Origin of the sequence: Sphingobacterium sp. UBA7253, from assembly GCF_002472745.1 — a bacterium.
In the GTDB taxonomy this organism is placed as follows: Bacteria; Bacteroidota; Bacteroidia; order Sphingobacteriales; family Sphingobacteriaceae; genus Sphingobacterium; species Sphingobacterium siyangense.
Genome location: NZ_DKSP01000081.1, coordinates 1 through 14,796, shown reverse-complemented (window position 1 = coordinate 14,796; position 14,796 = coordinate 1). Strand labels below are relative to the sequence as shown.

Genomic DNA, 14,796 nt, shown 5'->3' with positions numbered 1-14,796 from the left:
TGTTTTAATTGTGTTATAATTGCAATAGTTATTACAATAAACAATATTGTAAACTCACCTTGAATACTAACGGTTAAAAGTAGAGTTTTTTGTTAGAGATCATTCAGTTTTGCCCTATAAACCCTGGAGCCAGGGAAAAGAAATTGGTCATACTGTTGAGGCATTTACAAGTTTTTCCCAATTGCAATTTTCGTCTGCAATGAACGTAGGGAAGTTTGATTGTTTTTGATGTTGTTCTAAAAAGGTGACCGGTGGCTTGTAGTTTAACGATTGATGAGGCCGTTGATTATTGTATATCCACATCCATGCATGGGCCATTGCCTGAGCCTCTTTTATCCGGGTAAAACAATATGCATCCAACACTTCCTCTCTGAAGCTTCGGTTGAACCGCTCCATATATCCATTCTGAAAAGGTTTGCCTTTCTCGATAAACTTAAGTTCTACACCCCGGTCATCAGCCCAGGATGCCAATGCCTGGGCCACAAATTCCGGTCCATTATCAACGCGGATCTTTTGCGGCAGGCCACGCCATCCCACCAGCTGATCCAGCTGGCGAATGACACGTTTACTGTTTAATGTTGTGTCAATCGTAATACCCAGGCATTCCCTGTTGTAATCATCAATAATATTCAAAGATCGAAAGTTTATACCTGTGCTTAACACGTCATGCATAAAATCCATAGACCAGGTGATATTGGGATGGATCGGCTGTAACAAAGGCTCCATCACTCTTGCAGGCAAACGCTTCTTACATTTTCGTTTCAGATTTAATCCCATTGAGGTATAAATGCGATATACCTTCTTGTGATTCCAACGATGGTTGAGATGCCGCAGGTGGTAATGCATCATCCAAAATCCCCAACGGTTATGAAGGATCGACAACTCTGACAACAGGTGCCTGATATGATCGTCATCTTTAGGTTGCGGCCGGTAGTAGTACACCGATGGCTGAATATGGAACCAAGTGCAGGCCTGCCGGATACTGGCTTTATAATGCTTATGGCAGTAAGCAACCAGCTCTCGCTTTTCGGCAGGCCCTAAAGCTTTTTTTCGATTACGTCTTTCATTACCGTAATCTGAAAAGTTTGCTCCGCTACAATCCGCTTGTATTGAGCCAACTCCGCTTCAAGTTCCTTCATCCGCTTAAGCTGGTTGAGCTCCAGGCCAGAGTATTTGCTTTTCCATTGGTAGAATGCTGCCTGGCTGATGCCGTGCTCTCGACAGATATCGGCTACGCCCTTGCCCGTCTCCTGCTCCTTTAAAATGCCAAGAATCTGGCTTTCTGTGAATTTTGACTTTTTCATTGCTTCAACTTTAAAGTTAGTGTTTTTATCTACTTTTAAACACTACGGTTTTAAGGGAAGCTTACAATATGACGAGTACGAATGTCATGAACAGTGATCTTTTCATTTTATAAGGTTGATTTCTTTTGCTATGAACTGATACAACTCTCTGTTTTTTTTCTGGCCGTCGTCTTTGAGTTTTTTGTTTTTTTTCATTTTGCATACTTTAAAAAATCAATGAGTAAGACAATCCTAATTTCTTTGACTGATAAAAGGGAACCAAAAAACTTCTAGTGTTCATATTCTTTTTTCTTTTAAATAGGAAATCGGTCTTAGGATACAACCAATATGCTAGCTCTGTTGAAAGAATGCCTACACCTGCGCCCGCAACGACATCTGTCATCCAATGTTTATTGTTTATCACTCTGTAAACTCCTGTGAAAATCGCAAACGGATAACCTGAAAGGCTCAACAGTAGATTATTACCCCTGTATTCTCTGTACATAAATTGAGCGGTAGAGAAAGCTGTAGCAGCGTGTCCCGAAGGAAATGATTTTCTGTTCGATCCATCCGGACGTTCTTCTGCAATTATATTTTTCGCAGGAGTGACGATTGCAGCAGCTATAAGCTGAGACATTGCATATATGATAGTACGATCCTTAAAACCGTGTTCCCCTTTTACCCCGGTCCAATTTAATCCATACACCATTACAGCGGGAAAATACTGCGTATAGTTATCCAGGGTCGTTTTTGCCGGCTTATCATGAGAAATCTCTATCTTGGTTGAAACATCCAGTGCCTTCATCGGTGGGATGGCAAAACTAATGGCGCCGACTGCAATCAAAGAAGTGGGTAGAATCAATTTTTTATAACCAAGATTGTAAATACTTTTATCGCCAAATACTGTATCAGTTTTTTTTAAAACAATTGTGCTATCTTGAGCACACAACAGTATAGGCAAGACTATTAATATATATATTAGAATTATTCTTGAAATCATTTAATTTAGACATTAAAAAAATTATAGGTTATTAAGGATAAATTTTACCCTTTGATCGGGAGGAAGGACAGGTACCTGGATGACCGGACATGGGAAGCGGGTGTAGACCTCAATAATCAAATTGTGAATTCTAATCTGATCCTGCTCGTCCTCTAGTCTTGCATAATCATTAATAAGAGGAAGACGGTCAAGAACAAAAACTTTCTGATAACAAAACCTCTTGCACATTGCAATAAGCCTTCGGTCATATTTCAGTCCAAGAAATTTGTAATAGGCCATAGCATCGGGAAGCGCTCTGTCTAAAAAAGCGATTTTATTAACATCCAGCGTTGATTCCTCCCTGATCTGAAGATTCAGTACTTCCATTTGGAATTGTTCTCTGTTGTTCTTTATCTCTTCGACTGTTCTGCCTTTAATTTTTTGTGTATCAATATAATGTCTTGCCTGTTCCGCAATAATTGCATATCCACGTTTTGCCAGAAGTTCTACGACGGTAGTTTTGCCGGTACAGGGTCCACCGGTAACTACATACCAATTTGTCTTGATCTCTTTATGGTTGATGGTATCCATTACTAATTCTATTTTTTTTATTCGCAAAGCATACGGCACTCATTAACCACTTCCAGGATATTCTCCGGTGTCAAGCCTATCCGGGTTAATATTTCCTGTTGTTGTAATAATGTGCTGCACACAATTATATCATTAGCCAACAGCACTTTTTTGTCCCTTTCCGTTAAGGAGATCAGGCAGGTTATGGGATACAGGCCGGAACGATCTATAAGGTCCTTCAGACCTTTATCTCTTGGATAATCCCATCCAACCAAAGACATTTTCATACATGTACCGTACTGAATTGCATCGTCAGAAAAGCGGCCATTGGTTACTATCCAGCTTTGATGGAACTGGGGACCGTGACAACCGCTATCTTGCCACTGTTTTTCGACATCGAGAAATCTTGATTGGATGTACAACGGAATTTTTACATCACTAACAAATCCTTGCCGATTATGGAACTTGCATTCTATCATAATATGATGATCATCTTTAGTCGCTATCACATCTATTTCGTGTTTTACACAATGCCCAGGAACAATTACTCCTGTTCGTGTGCTATATCCCATAGATTCTAATATCGCCGAGGTAAGTTTTTCAAAAGGGAAACCAGTAGGGCCCAGCGCCATAATCGCCTTTTTCAGGTTATACCTGGCCGAAGCAGGTTTTGCTATTTTTCTTAGCCATTTGAAAGCCGTCTTGTAAATATCCCGGGTAGCCATTCCATCGATAAGATTGTCCTGCACTTTTTGCAGAACAATCTCAACCTGCTGCGGAGCCGCTCCGGACCGGGACAGTGACTGTCTTAATTTATTACTGTCGAAAGCCACGCGCTGGCCTGAAGCTTTTAAGATGTAAATATCTTTGTCTTTTTGCATAAGCTCTTATCTTTAAACCTTTACACATGTTTTCATGCTTAAGGACAATTGTTGAATTGAAAGCTAAAACTTCATTCGCTGTATCCTAATGGCATTTAATATGGCAATCAATGATACGCCCACATCAGCAAAGACAGCCTCCCACATTGTAGCCAGACCGCCCGCACCTAAGATCAGAACAATACCTTTTACTACAAATGCCAGTGTTATATTCTGCCATACAATTTTCTTGGTTTTCTTACCGATATTGATGGCTATAGGGATCTTGGAGGGTTTGTCATCCTGAATGACTACATCCGCTGTTTCAATGGTCGCATCGCTTCCGAGCCCCCCCATGGCGATACCTACATCACTTAGTGCAACTACAGGGGCGTCGTTTACCCCGTCGCCCACAAAGGCTACAGTTTCACTTTTAGCTTTGATTTCTTTTACCCTGTTTACCTTATCTTCCGGTAACAGATCTCCGAATGCATTGTCAATTCCCAATTTATCGGCCACAAATTTGACAACCGTAGTTTTATCACCGCTTAACATGGTTACTTTCACATTGAGTTTGTGAAGCAGCTCGATAGTACGTTGAGAGTCTTCCTTGATACTGTCAGCAATGGTAATGTAGCCTACAAATTTTCCTTCGCTGGCAACTGCAATAGTCGTATAGACGATCGATGAGGGGTCAACATTGTAACTTATACCAAACTTATCCATCAATTTGAAATTGCCGACCAAAAGTTCCTTGCCACTTATTGTCGCTTTCAAACCATGTCCTGCTATCTCTTCTGTGTTTTCAAGCTTAATGGAGCTATCAATATCACCCACGTATTCGTGTATAGCCGTTGCAACAGGGTGCGTACTCAGACTTTCTACCGCGTTGACAAGTTTTAAGATTTCGTCTTTATTAAACTCGGGATTGAACATAACCTCCTGCACCTTAAAAACGCCTTCGGTCATTGTACCGGTCTTGTCCATCACAACATTCTGTATTGCAGCCATAGCATCGAGAAAGTTGCTTCCTTTGAAGAGAATACCATTACGACTGGCAGCGCCAATACCCCCAAAATATCCCAATGGTATAGAAATAACCAGTGCACAAGGGCATGAAATTACAAGGAAAACTAAGGCCCTATATAACCAATCATTGAATACATAATTGTCAACGAAGAAATAAGGAACAAGGCAAATTGCTACGGCCAAAAAAACCACGATGGGAGTGTACACTTTTGCAAACTTCCTGATAAATAATTCTGTCGGGGCTTTCTGGGAAGTAGCGTTTTGTACCAGCTCCAGTATTTTACTGAGTTTACTATCCGAATAAGCGGTAGTTACTCTAACACGGGCTACTGTATTCAGATTGATCATTCCGGCAAGCACCGTTTCTCCTTTATTCTTGGTATCTGGCTTGCTTTCGCCCGTGAGTGCTGCTGTATTAAAAGAAGCACTATCAGTAAGAAGTTCTCCGTCAAGTCCCAATTTTTCACCGGGTTTAAGCTGAATAATATCCTCAATCTGAGCTTCCTCCGCCTTGATCGTTTTTGCTCTTTCGTCTACAATAATAGTTACTTCGTCTGGTCGCTGGTCGAGCAATGCTTTAATGTTGCTTTGCGCCCTGGATACGGCAAGTGTTTGAAATACTTCACCTACTGCATAGAACAACATCACTGCTACTCCTTCGGGGTATTCTCCGATAAAAAATGCGCCAATCGTCGCAATACTCATCAAAAAAAACTCTGAGAATACTTCACCTTTCGAAATACTTTTAATAGCATCCTTTATAACTGGAAATCCCACGATTGCATAGGATACCAGATACCAAATAAACCTGACAGTACCTTTAAACCATTCCTGAGGCACCCAGTTGTCGAATGCAATTGCTAGAAGTAAAAGTAAGAGGGAGAGGATGGAAGGAAGGAACATTTTAATCGGACTTACGGTGGCATTACTGTGGTCATGACCATCATCATCACTATGACCATGGTCGTGTCCGTCATTTTTGTGATGTTCGTCTTTCACCAATTCTTTTGCGCCCGCTTCTGTATAGACCTTTTCGGTCTGTGTACAGCAAATCTGTTTGCCCAGGGCGTCGTATTTGTGTTTGTGTTCCATAATATTTTTTTAAGATGGTTTTTGTTTTATGATGTTAGACATCGATAAGATCGGTGCTGTTTTCATCTTTTATCTAACATACCTAATAGTATTTATTGTAAATAACATTGATCATCAAATTGCCCTTGCTATCTGATTCGGTCAGGTTTTTCAGAGCTTTTACTTCACTAATAAATGACGTATTGGAAAAATCACTTTCAATATTTTTAATAGTAAGTTTTTCAAGCGGAGCGTTTAGATTTTTGCTATAAAAATAGTAGGTGCGACTTGCGTATCTATAGCCTCCCCGTTCGTATTTAGAATAGATAATCAATCCGTTACTCCCAATAATTTTATGATAACCATAGGTCCCGAAAGTCGTCCCCTTATTAAAATAACGAAACAGATCATTACCTCTTTGATATCCCCATAAACTCCCATTCGGAAATTTACTTTTTTGCTGTCCATGCTTTAAAGTAAGCTTGTTGTAATAAACACTGAACTTGTTCTTTTTGCCTGTAAGACAGATGCTGTCAATAAATTTTCCTTCGCTGAACTCCCCATAGCTTTTATAGAGTTTTACATAATCCATACAATACTCCGAAGCTCTTGTTTGAGATTCAGCCCTTACCGGATTCAAAAAGTCTATAAGAAGTATTGTCAATACCACGATCTTGTACGCCAAAGCTTTCCCACCACCTAGTTCGAGAAGTTCGTCCCCGGTGTGTGGATAGCATAGATTTCCAATATGTACGCTACGTTTGAATTCCATAAGCTCTATTTTGAAAGATTTTCTAATACTCTATCATTTAAAAACTGATTAGTAATTTTATTCGCTTCAATTAATATACCTTCAATAGATGGTGCTTTCTTACCGATATATTCCCTCGCCCTTATTATAGCCTGGTCACTTTTTATGCCTTCGGTTTCCTTTACCGCTTGCGCCAAGGCGAGCAATCCGAGTCCTTTATCCTTTAAGATTCCCAATTGCTCGATCATCCAGCTGATCGCAAAAAAGCCAAATTTGGAGATTGCCAACGGTTTCATCTGTTTATCTTCCACAGCGGGAAGTTTGTTATAGCGGGAATCCAATACTGAATCTGTAAGATAGTTCTCGAAAATCAGCCTTTCCTCTTCAATGTCTATGAGTTCAATACATCCCTGAAGCGCCTGCGCATAAATACTTAACCAGCGCAACTTCCTTCGGAATTCATGGACACCCAACTCAACGTCTTTAAAAATAGCTTTGCCTTTCTTGTTATATTCCATGATCTTTTCAATCTCAGACCGATAAAATTTAACAAGACGCTTATGTTGTTCGTCTTTTTTTCGCCAATTCGTTTTTTTAAGATTTCTGCTGATCTTTTTTACTAGCTTTCCATTTAACCAGTTTTTACTTTTAAGTAAATTATTGAGGTTCTTAAAAGCTTTTTCTTCTTGCGCCGAGAAATAGGAGCTGACATCTTCTGGAATGTTTTTATTGTTCGAAAACTCTATACCCAAGGCAACAAAATAATCCGCGCTTCCAAGTATATCTTCCAACTGCTTGAACTTTTCCCGCATCTTAATAAAACGTTTCCTTTTGGGCCCAGTTATGCTATATATTCTGGCTAAAGCTTCCAATTGAAATAATGGTGTTCTAAGGTTATTTTCAAAAAGGTAACGCCCTGGGTTTTCTTCTTTTTGAGCATCATTTAATAAAATGGTTACATTTTGAAGATGCAGATCGAATTGAATATTATTCTTTTTCATGATCACTGTTCTTATTGTTTGATAACTTTTTTAAAAATCTCCTGTACCATGCAAACTGATTGAAGGAGAAAATAAGTAGGGTAATGAGCGTCGCTGAAACTGCCAGAACAAACATATTTAGTGCTATTGCTATTCCAACAGCTGCGATTGCCCAAAGACCAGCAGCGGTAGTAAGACCTGTTGGCATACTTTTTTCATTATGAAAACCTATGCCTGCGCCAATAAAGCCTAATCCGGTAGCAATTGCGGCGAGCATCCTTGCGGTTGCAGATCTGTCTTCGGTCAGATGAGCAGCTACGGATACAAAAAGACAAGAGGCAACACAGATGCAGGCAAAAGTTCTTATGCCCATATTTTGCTGCTCCTTTTCCCTTTCAATACCCACAGCACCACCTAAAATGAGCGCGAGCAGCAATTTAGCCGAGAGTAAAAGTTCAAAATTGATATCCATGACATTTAATTGTTTCTATTATTTATCAATACTTTACATTTCATAGTAAGAATCGTTTTTAGACTTTACCGGAATATCTTTTTCTCCGATCATTTCCAACAGGTTAATCTCGATTGTCTGTGCAAGTGAGGTCATCGGCGTGTCTACAGGAGTATCCTCAAAAGGATCTTGCATAATGATTGCCGTTTTTTCTATAGCAATAAATAACGAGGGTATAAGAATAGTCATCATAATTTCAACAATAAGTTGGCCATCCTCCAATCCAAACGGTAAAATCGCCGCAAATACATAGATGAGCGTATGGACAAGCAGACTATATGATCGTGGGAAAACGGTGTTTTTTATGCGTTCGCACTTACCCATGCTATCACATAACCTTGCAATTGTTTCGTTCAATTGCACTTGTTGAATATGTGATATGTCCCCAGCGAATGCAAGTTCTTTAATCCTTTCCGAATGCTTGTCGAGTAACGCATTTGGAATATTTGCAGCATTAATTTGATGAATGTTTAAGTAAGCCTGAACTGATGGTGAGAATTGTTTTCTTCTAAGGGAATTGCCCAAAGCATAAGTCCAGATAATCTGTCTTTCAGCAAATTCCTTTGTTTCGTACTTAGGGGTATCGGGAGCATACTGAATGTACTGTCTTAAAAGGGTTCTGGAATCATTTACGATAGCCCCCCATATACTCCTTGCTTCCCACCAACGTTCATAGGATTGTGCTGTTCTAAAAGCAAGCAGTAAAGAAACTGCCGTTCCTACGAGTGCGGGAATACTTAAAGGAAGTGATACTTTTTTAAATGTCGGATGCATATCCAGCAATCCGATAGATATTGCAAAGACACAAATCAGCATGATCTGTATCTTGATTTCATTTACAAAGTACCAAATTGATATTTTCCGATTTAATAGCATGACGTAATATTGTGTGGTGTTTGAAATCAATCATTTTTTTTCTGTTACAATTACTTTATAATTTTATTGTTTAGTTCATTAGGCTCAATAACTATCCTTTTCGTTCATGAAATTGTCCAAGTGAAATGTATGGCGATGTACTGTTCAGCATGTACGCAACTTGTCCATGATAGGTATTATGACCAGAGGTGTTTTGGACAGTATATCCTACCGTATATACTCTTATTGGCAGTCTAATAACTCCTATACTAAGGCTAGTAATTCCGTAGGTGGTGGAACTAAAAAACAAGTTTTTATTTTGTAAATTCCTATACACTGCCACCAAGATTGCATCGATTAAAATCCCGATTGGTAAATAACTTCTATAAATAAAAAGCCAGTTTCTCCGCCTTTCAAATTCTTCTTTCAACGCCATAATTTTTTTGATTTTTCATAATGTAGGTTTATAATCACTTAGCCATGTCTGAGCAATTACAGCCCATTAATCCAATATTTACTTCCTTAAATCTATTTAGGATATTTTGTCCATACACTGTCCAATAGCTATGAGTTAGCAGCATGTTGCAATTAACGGTATGCCATTGGGCGTCAGAATAAACTTGATGGAGAAAGATTTCAAACTCCTTCCTTATCGCATGTGCATACCTTGGATAGGAGGTTCTGGTCAAGTGAAAGAGATCCGCATCACACAATGCCATTTCAATTCTGTTCTTGGGACATTGCGGAAACTTTGTAGCTTCGATACAAGCCAATACTGAATTAATAAATTCAGTATTGGCAGTAACTTTTTTCAAAAAATTCTCGGCTACTTTTTTACTTTCTTCTTCATGGCCAGTGTATGTGTAAGCGTAGCCACAGTCGTGAAACCATGCCCCCACAGTCAATATTTCCATTTCGGAATCATCCAAATTGCAAACTCCTCCAATTTCTTTGGCTGCTTCGACAACTTCCAGGGTATGGGTAAGGCTATGAAAACAAAGGTCAACTGAAAGCTCATCTTTCAGTAAAGCAGAAACATAGTCTTCAACTAATATTACCAGTTCTTTCATAGCCTATTCGTATTAAAGATTAGTGATCATGCCCCCCGGTGTTACTCAATTTGGCGTTGATAAAGAATGCGCCCTTTGTAACAATTTTTACCCCTTTAGGAATTTCATTTACAGGAGTAATCACTGTGTATCCCAATTCGGAAATGCCCCTTGCTATTTCAATCTTCTCGAAATTCATTTTTGGTTCTTTCTGCTTATTTTCTGCAGCATGATCATGCTGTTCTCCTGGTTTGTGATCATGGTCTTCCTCTGCTTTCTGATCATGACTTTCACCCTCGGCATGTTCATGGCCAGCTTCAGGCTCTTTGTCTGTATGGACAAAAATATAGAACTTGCCATCCGCTTCAACAATTGCAGTATTGGGTACGGTAGATGCCATAACATTTTCGACACTTACCATGCCTGTGATATTCATTCCATCAATCAATCCGGTTTTATTACCTACTACAGTACAGTGCACAGCAACTGTTTTACTTTCATTCTCGAAGGATGAACCTATATTGAATACTTTTGCGCTATAAGTCACCTGTGGATTGTTAGTAATGGTAAAATTCACTACTTGTCCCACTTTCATGTAAGGGAGATCCCTCTCGAAAACCTGAAGGTCTAGATGTAACAGACTGTTATCTACAATTTCAACCACAGGAGATGATACATCGACATAACTTCCAATTTTTGCGAACTCATTGCTTATGGTTCCGCTGACAGGACTTGTTACCGTTAGTGCTGATCTTAGATTTTCCCTGCTGATAGTAGCGGGATTTATTCCCATTAATTGTATTTGTTTCTTTAAGGAAGCCTTACGGGCCATCAAAGCGTTCAAATCGGCATTAGCTGTCTGGAGATTCTTTAACGCTCCCGCACTTCCCTGATTAAGTTCCTGTTGACGATTTTGTTCCTGTTGTGCCAACGTAATTCTGCTGTCAATTGTGATGTATTCTTCCTGCAGCTGAATAAACTGAGGATTTTCAATAGTGGCAATTACCTGACCTTTGCGGACATAATCACCCAACTGTACATTTAGGCTTTTAATAACACCACCATAAAGGGATGTTGCATTCGCCTTCTTGTTGTTTGGTACCCTTAGTGCCCCGTTAGCTTTGACAGTGGCTGTCAGATTTTTATCCTCAATGTTTCCAAGTTTGATGCCAACAGCTTTGATCTGTTCCTGTGTGAGTGAGGCAATAGTGGAAGACTCTTCTTCTGAATGTCCTTCCTCACCACTGGCTTCAGCTGCTTTTTTTTCTGTTGGAGCTTTAGCACCCTCTTTATTTTTTGCCTTTCCCCCACAGCTATATAAAGTTGTTATGAGAATAGCTGCAACTAATATTTTTTCTATGATTTTCATTTTATCTTATTTGTTATTGAAGTAATTGAATTGAATTGCTGATTGATTGAACTGGTTCAATACGTCCAGGTAATTTTGACGGATGCCAATAGCCTGGTTAAGAAACTGCCCCAATTCTGCAAAACTTATCTCACCCGTTCTGTAACTCAGGCTGGCCGCATTGATAATTTCTTCAGATTGCCTTAAGCCGGAGGTTTCATAGAAATTCAACAAGGAATAATTCTTTTCTATTTCAGCAATTGCGGTTCCTCTCTGGGTCTGGAACAATTGCGTCTGATAGGATAGTGTTTTTTCCTGCACCTCTTTCTCTGTAACTGCTACTCTTACCTTATTACGATAAGCACCGGTTCCAAACAATGGAAAGGATGCCATTACTGAAAAGCCAGTGAAAGGATCTTTCGCTCCCCATAAACGTTGGCTGAAAAATCTTCCTGAAAATTCAGGCCTATTCGTGTTTTTTTGGACTTTGATATTGGATGATGCAATATTTACATTTTGTTCCTGTAAGGCAAGAATAGGATGGGACGTAATGTTCTCCAACAATTGTACTTCTATCTTTTCAAGAGGAGCCGAGACAGGTAGTAACCATTCATTTTGGTTCAAAAGCATCATTAATTGTTGTTGCTGTACCGTCATTTCCTTCTTATTCTGATCCATAAACGCCTGAAGCTCTCTAAGCTTAGCCTCTGCAGACACCTGATCCAGTTTAGCAACATCACCTGTCTTTACCCTAACTTCAGTGGTTTTAAAAAGCATAGTATATATGCTATCCAGCCTTTGGAATAATGCTTGCTTATCCTGTAAATACCAAAGCTGATAATAGGCGGTACGTACATCTCTTTTAATGACTGCATTTAGTACATCCGTATTCATCTCAGCATATTTAAGCTGCTGTTTGAAATAATCTTTCCGAGCCGCATACAATCCTGGCCAGGCTATACTTTGTGAAATACCAACTTTTAAAATACCCACATTGTCCGAGGGACGGAAATCTTCGTTTTCTGCGAAAACGCCTGTTTTGGGAATATCAGTGGCCGTCTTTACATTTAGAGAGGCACTTTTAATTTTCGCACTGTTTACTCCAAATTGTTGGTTGTTTTGCAAAGCTGTTTCTATTACTTTATCTATTGAAACTCTATTTTGTTGCTGTGCATTGCTAGTTGAAAAGCCACCCAAACACAGTAAAACCACAACTGGTATTGTTTTCATGCTTCCTTTACCTTTTATGTTAAGTTTGGAATTGAATATGATGTAAAGGAGCGGCAATACGAATAGCGTCAGAAAAGTTGCAGTGATCAGACCGCCTATAACAACTGTCGCCAAAGGCTTTTGAACTTCCGCTCCCGCACTCGTGCTTATGGCCATTGGCAGGAAGCCGAGTGATGCCACGGTTGCCGTCATCAAGACCGGTCGTAGTCGGGTCATGGTTCCTTCTTTTACTCTTTTGAGAACGTCATCTATTCCTTCCTTCTTCAGTTGATTAAATGTGCCTATCAAAACAATACCGTTCAGTACGGCAACACCAAAGAGAGCAATAAATCCGATCCCTGCGCTAATACTGAAAGGCATGCCCCGAAGCATCAAGGCAAACACCCCTCCAATTGCACTCATAGGTATTGCGGTAAAGATCAGCGTTGCCTGTTTGAACGAATGGAAAGTAAAATACAGCAACATAAAAATCAGTAGCAAGGAAACCGGTACTGCAATCATCAAACGTGCGCTTGCCTTTTGCAGGTTTTCAAATTGACCTCCGTAGGTGAAATAATAACCCGAAGGCAAATTTACTTTTTCGGAAAGCTGTTTTTGAATGTCCTGTACAACACTTTGAACATCACGTCCGGCCACATTGAAACCTATTACAATCCGACGCTTACCAGCCTCACGACTAATTTGGGCAGGTCCTAGTTTATACTCAATATTTGCAACCTGTGAAAGCGGAATCTGTACCCCGCTATTTGTTGGGATCATTAGATTGCTTACATCATCTATACTGCTTCTATGGAGACTGTCAAGCCGAACAACAAGATCAAAACGCCTCTCATTTTCGTAAACCTGTCCCGAACTTTTTCCTGCAAAAGCGGTACTTACCACATCATTTAAGTCTTGAATGGTCAGACCATAATTTGCAATACGTGTACGGTCATATTCCACATTGATTTGAGGAAGTCCACTAACCCGCTCTACCTGAGGAGAGGTTGCCCCATCGACGGTTTGGATTACTTCACTTACTTCTTTAGCGTAGGATGCGAGCGTATCAATGTTTTCCCCGAAAATCTTAACAGCGACATCCTGTCTGATACCAGTCATCAGCTCATTAAAGCGCATCTGTATCGGTTGATTCTTTTCAAAGAAGACACCCGGTATTACTTCAAGTTTCTCCATCATGGCATCGGCAAGCTCCTTGTAATTCCTTCCGGAGGTCCATTCTTTTTCCGGTTTCAAAACGACCATCAAATCTGAAGCCTCCGGAGGCATGGGATCCGTAGGAACTTCAGCTGCACCTGTTTTTCCAACAACCATCTTAACCTCCTGAAATTCCTTGAGTATACGCGAAGCCTGCATCGATGTCTCTATACTTTGATTCAGTGAACTACCTTGCGGAAGTATACAATGGAATGCGTAATCTCCTTCCTGCAGTTGAGGAATAAACTCGCCACCCATCCTGCTAAAGAAAAATAGAGAAATTACGAATAGCCCAACGGTCGCACTTACAACAATGTATTTCATCTTAATTGCTTTCTGCAGCACTGGTTGGTACCAACTAGCCAGCTTGTCCATCATTTTGTCACTGAATGTTTTTTTATGACTTGGTTTTTTGGACAAGAATAATGCACACATCATCGGGATGTACGTCAATGACAAAATAAGCGCCCCAAATATGGCAAAACCCACGGTTTGCGCCATTGGGCGGAACATTTTCCCTTCTACACCAACTAAAGTTAAAATAGGAATATATACGATCAGGATAATGATCTCACCAAAAGCAGCACTGGTTCGTATTTTAGAAGCTGACACAAATACCTCATCGTCCATTTCACTTTGTGTCAATCTGTTAGTGGATTTTCGAAGACCCAAATGGTGCATGGTTGCTTCTACAACGATTACCGCGCCATCTACGATCAGTCCAAAATCTATCGCACCAAGACTCATCAGATTGGCACTAACGCCAAAGACGTTCATCATTCCAAGAGCAAAAAGCAATGCCAATGGAATTGCTGATGCCACAATAAGTCCTGCACGGAAGTTGCCTAAAAACAGTACAAGTACGAATATTACGATCAATGCACCTTCAATAAGGTTCTTTTCTACCGTACTCATAGCTCTGCCTACCAGTTCCGTACGGTCCAAATAAGGTTCTACGATTACGTCTTCAGGTAGGGACTTTTGGATAGTTGGTAGCTTTTCCTTGATACGCTTTACGACTTCATTACTGTTTTCGCCCTTCAACATCATAACAACTCCACCCACAGCATCAACTTCACCATTAAA

At 40.0% G+C, this 14,796-nt stretch carries 13 protein-coding genes; all 13 read right to left on the bottom strand.

What is annotated here, in order from left to right:
- Positions 1 to 147: 147 nt before the first annotated feature.
- Entirely contained in the window at positions 148 to 1,017 is an 870-nt protein-coding gene (locus tag B2X72_RS08080) for an IS3 family transposase (RefSeq protein WP_286849029.1), read from the bottom strand.
- Positions 1,018 to 1,037: 20 nt separating this feature from the next.
- Positions 1,038 to 1,304 carry a transposase gene (locus B2X72_RS08075; RefSeq protein WP_286849002.1) on the bottom strand — a complete coding sequence of 89 codons (267 nt, stop codon included), beginning with the start codon at positions 1,302 to 1,304 and terminating at the stop codon, positions 1,038 to 1,040.
- A 205-nt stretch (positions 1,305 to 1,509) separates the two neighbouring features.
- Positions 1,510 to 2,283: a phosphatase PAP2 family protein gene (locus tag B2X72_RS08070; RefSeq protein WP_175442038.1), complete on the bottom strand. Its 774-nt coding sequence runs from the start codon at positions 2,281 to 2,283 to the stop codon at positions 1,510 to 1,512.
- A 21-nt stretch (positions 2,284 to 2,304) separates the two neighbouring features.
- Positions 2,305 to 2,853 (bottom strand): ATP-binding protein, encoded by a 549-nt coding sequence (locus B2X72_RS08065; protein ID WP_286849000.1) that lies wholly within the window; start codon positions 2,851 to 2,853, stop codon positions 2,305 to 2,307.
- A gap of 17 nt (positions 2,854 to 2,870) precedes the next feature.
- Complete coding sequence (locus B2X72_RS08060) at positions 2,871 to 3,713, bottom strand: ATP cone domain-containing protein (RefSeq protein WP_070569880.1); 843 nt, start codon at positions 3,711 to 3,713, stop codon at positions 2,871 to 2,873.
- A gap of 63 nt (positions 3,714 to 3,776) precedes the next feature.
- Positions 3,777 to 5,813, bottom strand: a complete 2,037-nt coding sequence (locus B2X72_RS08055) for a heavy metal translocating P-type ATPase (RefSeq protein ID WP_070569882.1) — start codon at positions 5,811 to 5,813, stop codon at positions 3,777 to 3,779.
- Positions 5,814 to 5,895: 82 nt separating this feature from the next.
- Complete coding sequence (locus tag B2X72_RS08050; protein ID WP_070569886.1) at positions 5,896 to 6,564, bottom strand: hypothetical protein; 669 nt, start codon at positions 6,562 to 6,564, stop codon at positions 5,896 to 5,898.
- Positions 6,565 to 6,569: 5 nt separating this feature from the next.
- Entirely contained in the window at positions 6,570 to 7,544 is a 975-nt protein-coding gene (locus B2X72_RS08045) for a hypothetical protein (protein WP_286848996.1), read from the bottom strand.
- A complete protein-coding gene (locus B2X72_RS08040; RefSeq protein WP_070569890.1) occupies positions 7,531 to 7,995 on the bottom strand; it encodes an MgtC/SapB family protein in 465 nt (154 codons plus the stop codon). The genes B2X72_RS08045 and B2X72_RS08040 overlap by 14 nt, the downstream gene beginning before the upstream one ends.
- A 33-nt stretch (positions 7,996 to 8,028) precedes the next feature.
- Positions 8,029 to 8,910, bottom strand: coding sequence for a bestrophin family protein (locus tag B2X72_RS08035; protein ID WP_070569892.1), 882 nt, complete (start codon positions 8,908 to 8,910; stop codon positions 8,029 to 8,031).
- Positions 8,911 to 9,359: 449 nt separating this feature from the next.
- Positions 9,360 to 9,959, bottom strand: coding sequence for an HD domain-containing protein (locus tag B2X72_RS08030; RefSeq protein WP_070569893.1), 600 nt, complete (start codon positions 9,957 to 9,959; stop codon positions 9,360 to 9,362).
- 19 nt (positions 9,960 to 9,978) lie between these two features.
- Positions 9,979 to 11,307, bottom strand: a complete 1,329-nt coding sequence (locus B2X72_RS08025; RefSeq protein WP_070569895.1) for an efflux RND transporter periplasmic adaptor subunit — start codon at positions 11,305 to 11,307, stop codon at positions 9,979 to 9,981.
- 6 nt (positions 11,308 to 11,313) lie between these two features.
- Positions 11,314 to 14,796 (bottom strand): CusA/CzcA family heavy metal efflux RND transporter (locus B2X72_RS08020; RefSeq protein ID WP_286848991.1); only part of this gene is annotated, 3,483 nt, incomplete at its 5' end.

Excerpts from the sequence above, each read along its gene's own strand:
- B2X72_RS08035 (WP_070569892.1), bottom strand. The coding sequence starts at position 8,910 with ATGCTATTAAATCGGAAAATATCAATTTGGTACTTTGTAAATGAAATC.
- B2X72_RS08070 (WP_175442038.1), bottom strand. The coding sequence starts at position 2,283 with ATGATTTCAAGAATAATTCTAATATATATATTAATAGTCTTGCCTATA.
- B2X72_RS08060 (WP_070569880.1), bottom strand. The coding sequence starts at position 3,713 with ATGCAAAAAGACAAAGATATTTACATCTTAAAAGCTTCAGGCCAGCGC.
- B2X72_RS08050 (WP_070569886.1), bottom strand. The coding sequence starts at position 6,564 with ATGGAATTCAAACGTAGCGTACATATTGGAAATCTATGCTATCCACAC.
- B2X72_RS08075 (WP_286849002.1), bottom strand. The coding sequence starts at position 1,304 with ATGAAAAAGTCAAAATTCACAGAAAGCCAGATTCTTGGCATTTTAAAG.
- B2X72_RS08030 (WP_070569893.1), bottom strand. The coding sequence starts at position 9,959 with ATGAAAGAACTGGTAATATTAGTTGAAGACTATGTTTCTGCTTTACTG.
- B2X72_RS08065 (WP_286849000.1), bottom strand. The coding sequence starts at position 2,853 with ATGGATACCATCAACCATAAAGAGATCAAGACAAATTGGTATGTAGTT.
- B2X72_RS08045 (WP_286848996.1), bottom strand. The coding sequence starts at position 7,544 with ATGAAAAAGAATAATATTCAATTCGATCTGCATCTTCAAAATGTAACC.
- B2X72_RS08040 (WP_070569890.1), bottom strand. The coding sequence starts at position 7,995 with ATGGATATCAATTTTGAACTTTTACTCTCGGCTAAATTGCTGCTCGCG.
- B2X72_RS08055 (WP_070569882.1), bottom strand. The coding sequence starts at position 5,813 with ATGGAACACAAACACAAATACGACGCCCTGGGCAAACAGATTTGCTGT.
- B2X72_RS08025 (WP_070569895.1), bottom strand. The coding sequence starts at position 11,307 with ATGAAAATCATAGAAAAAATATTAGTTGCAGCTATTCTCATAACAACT.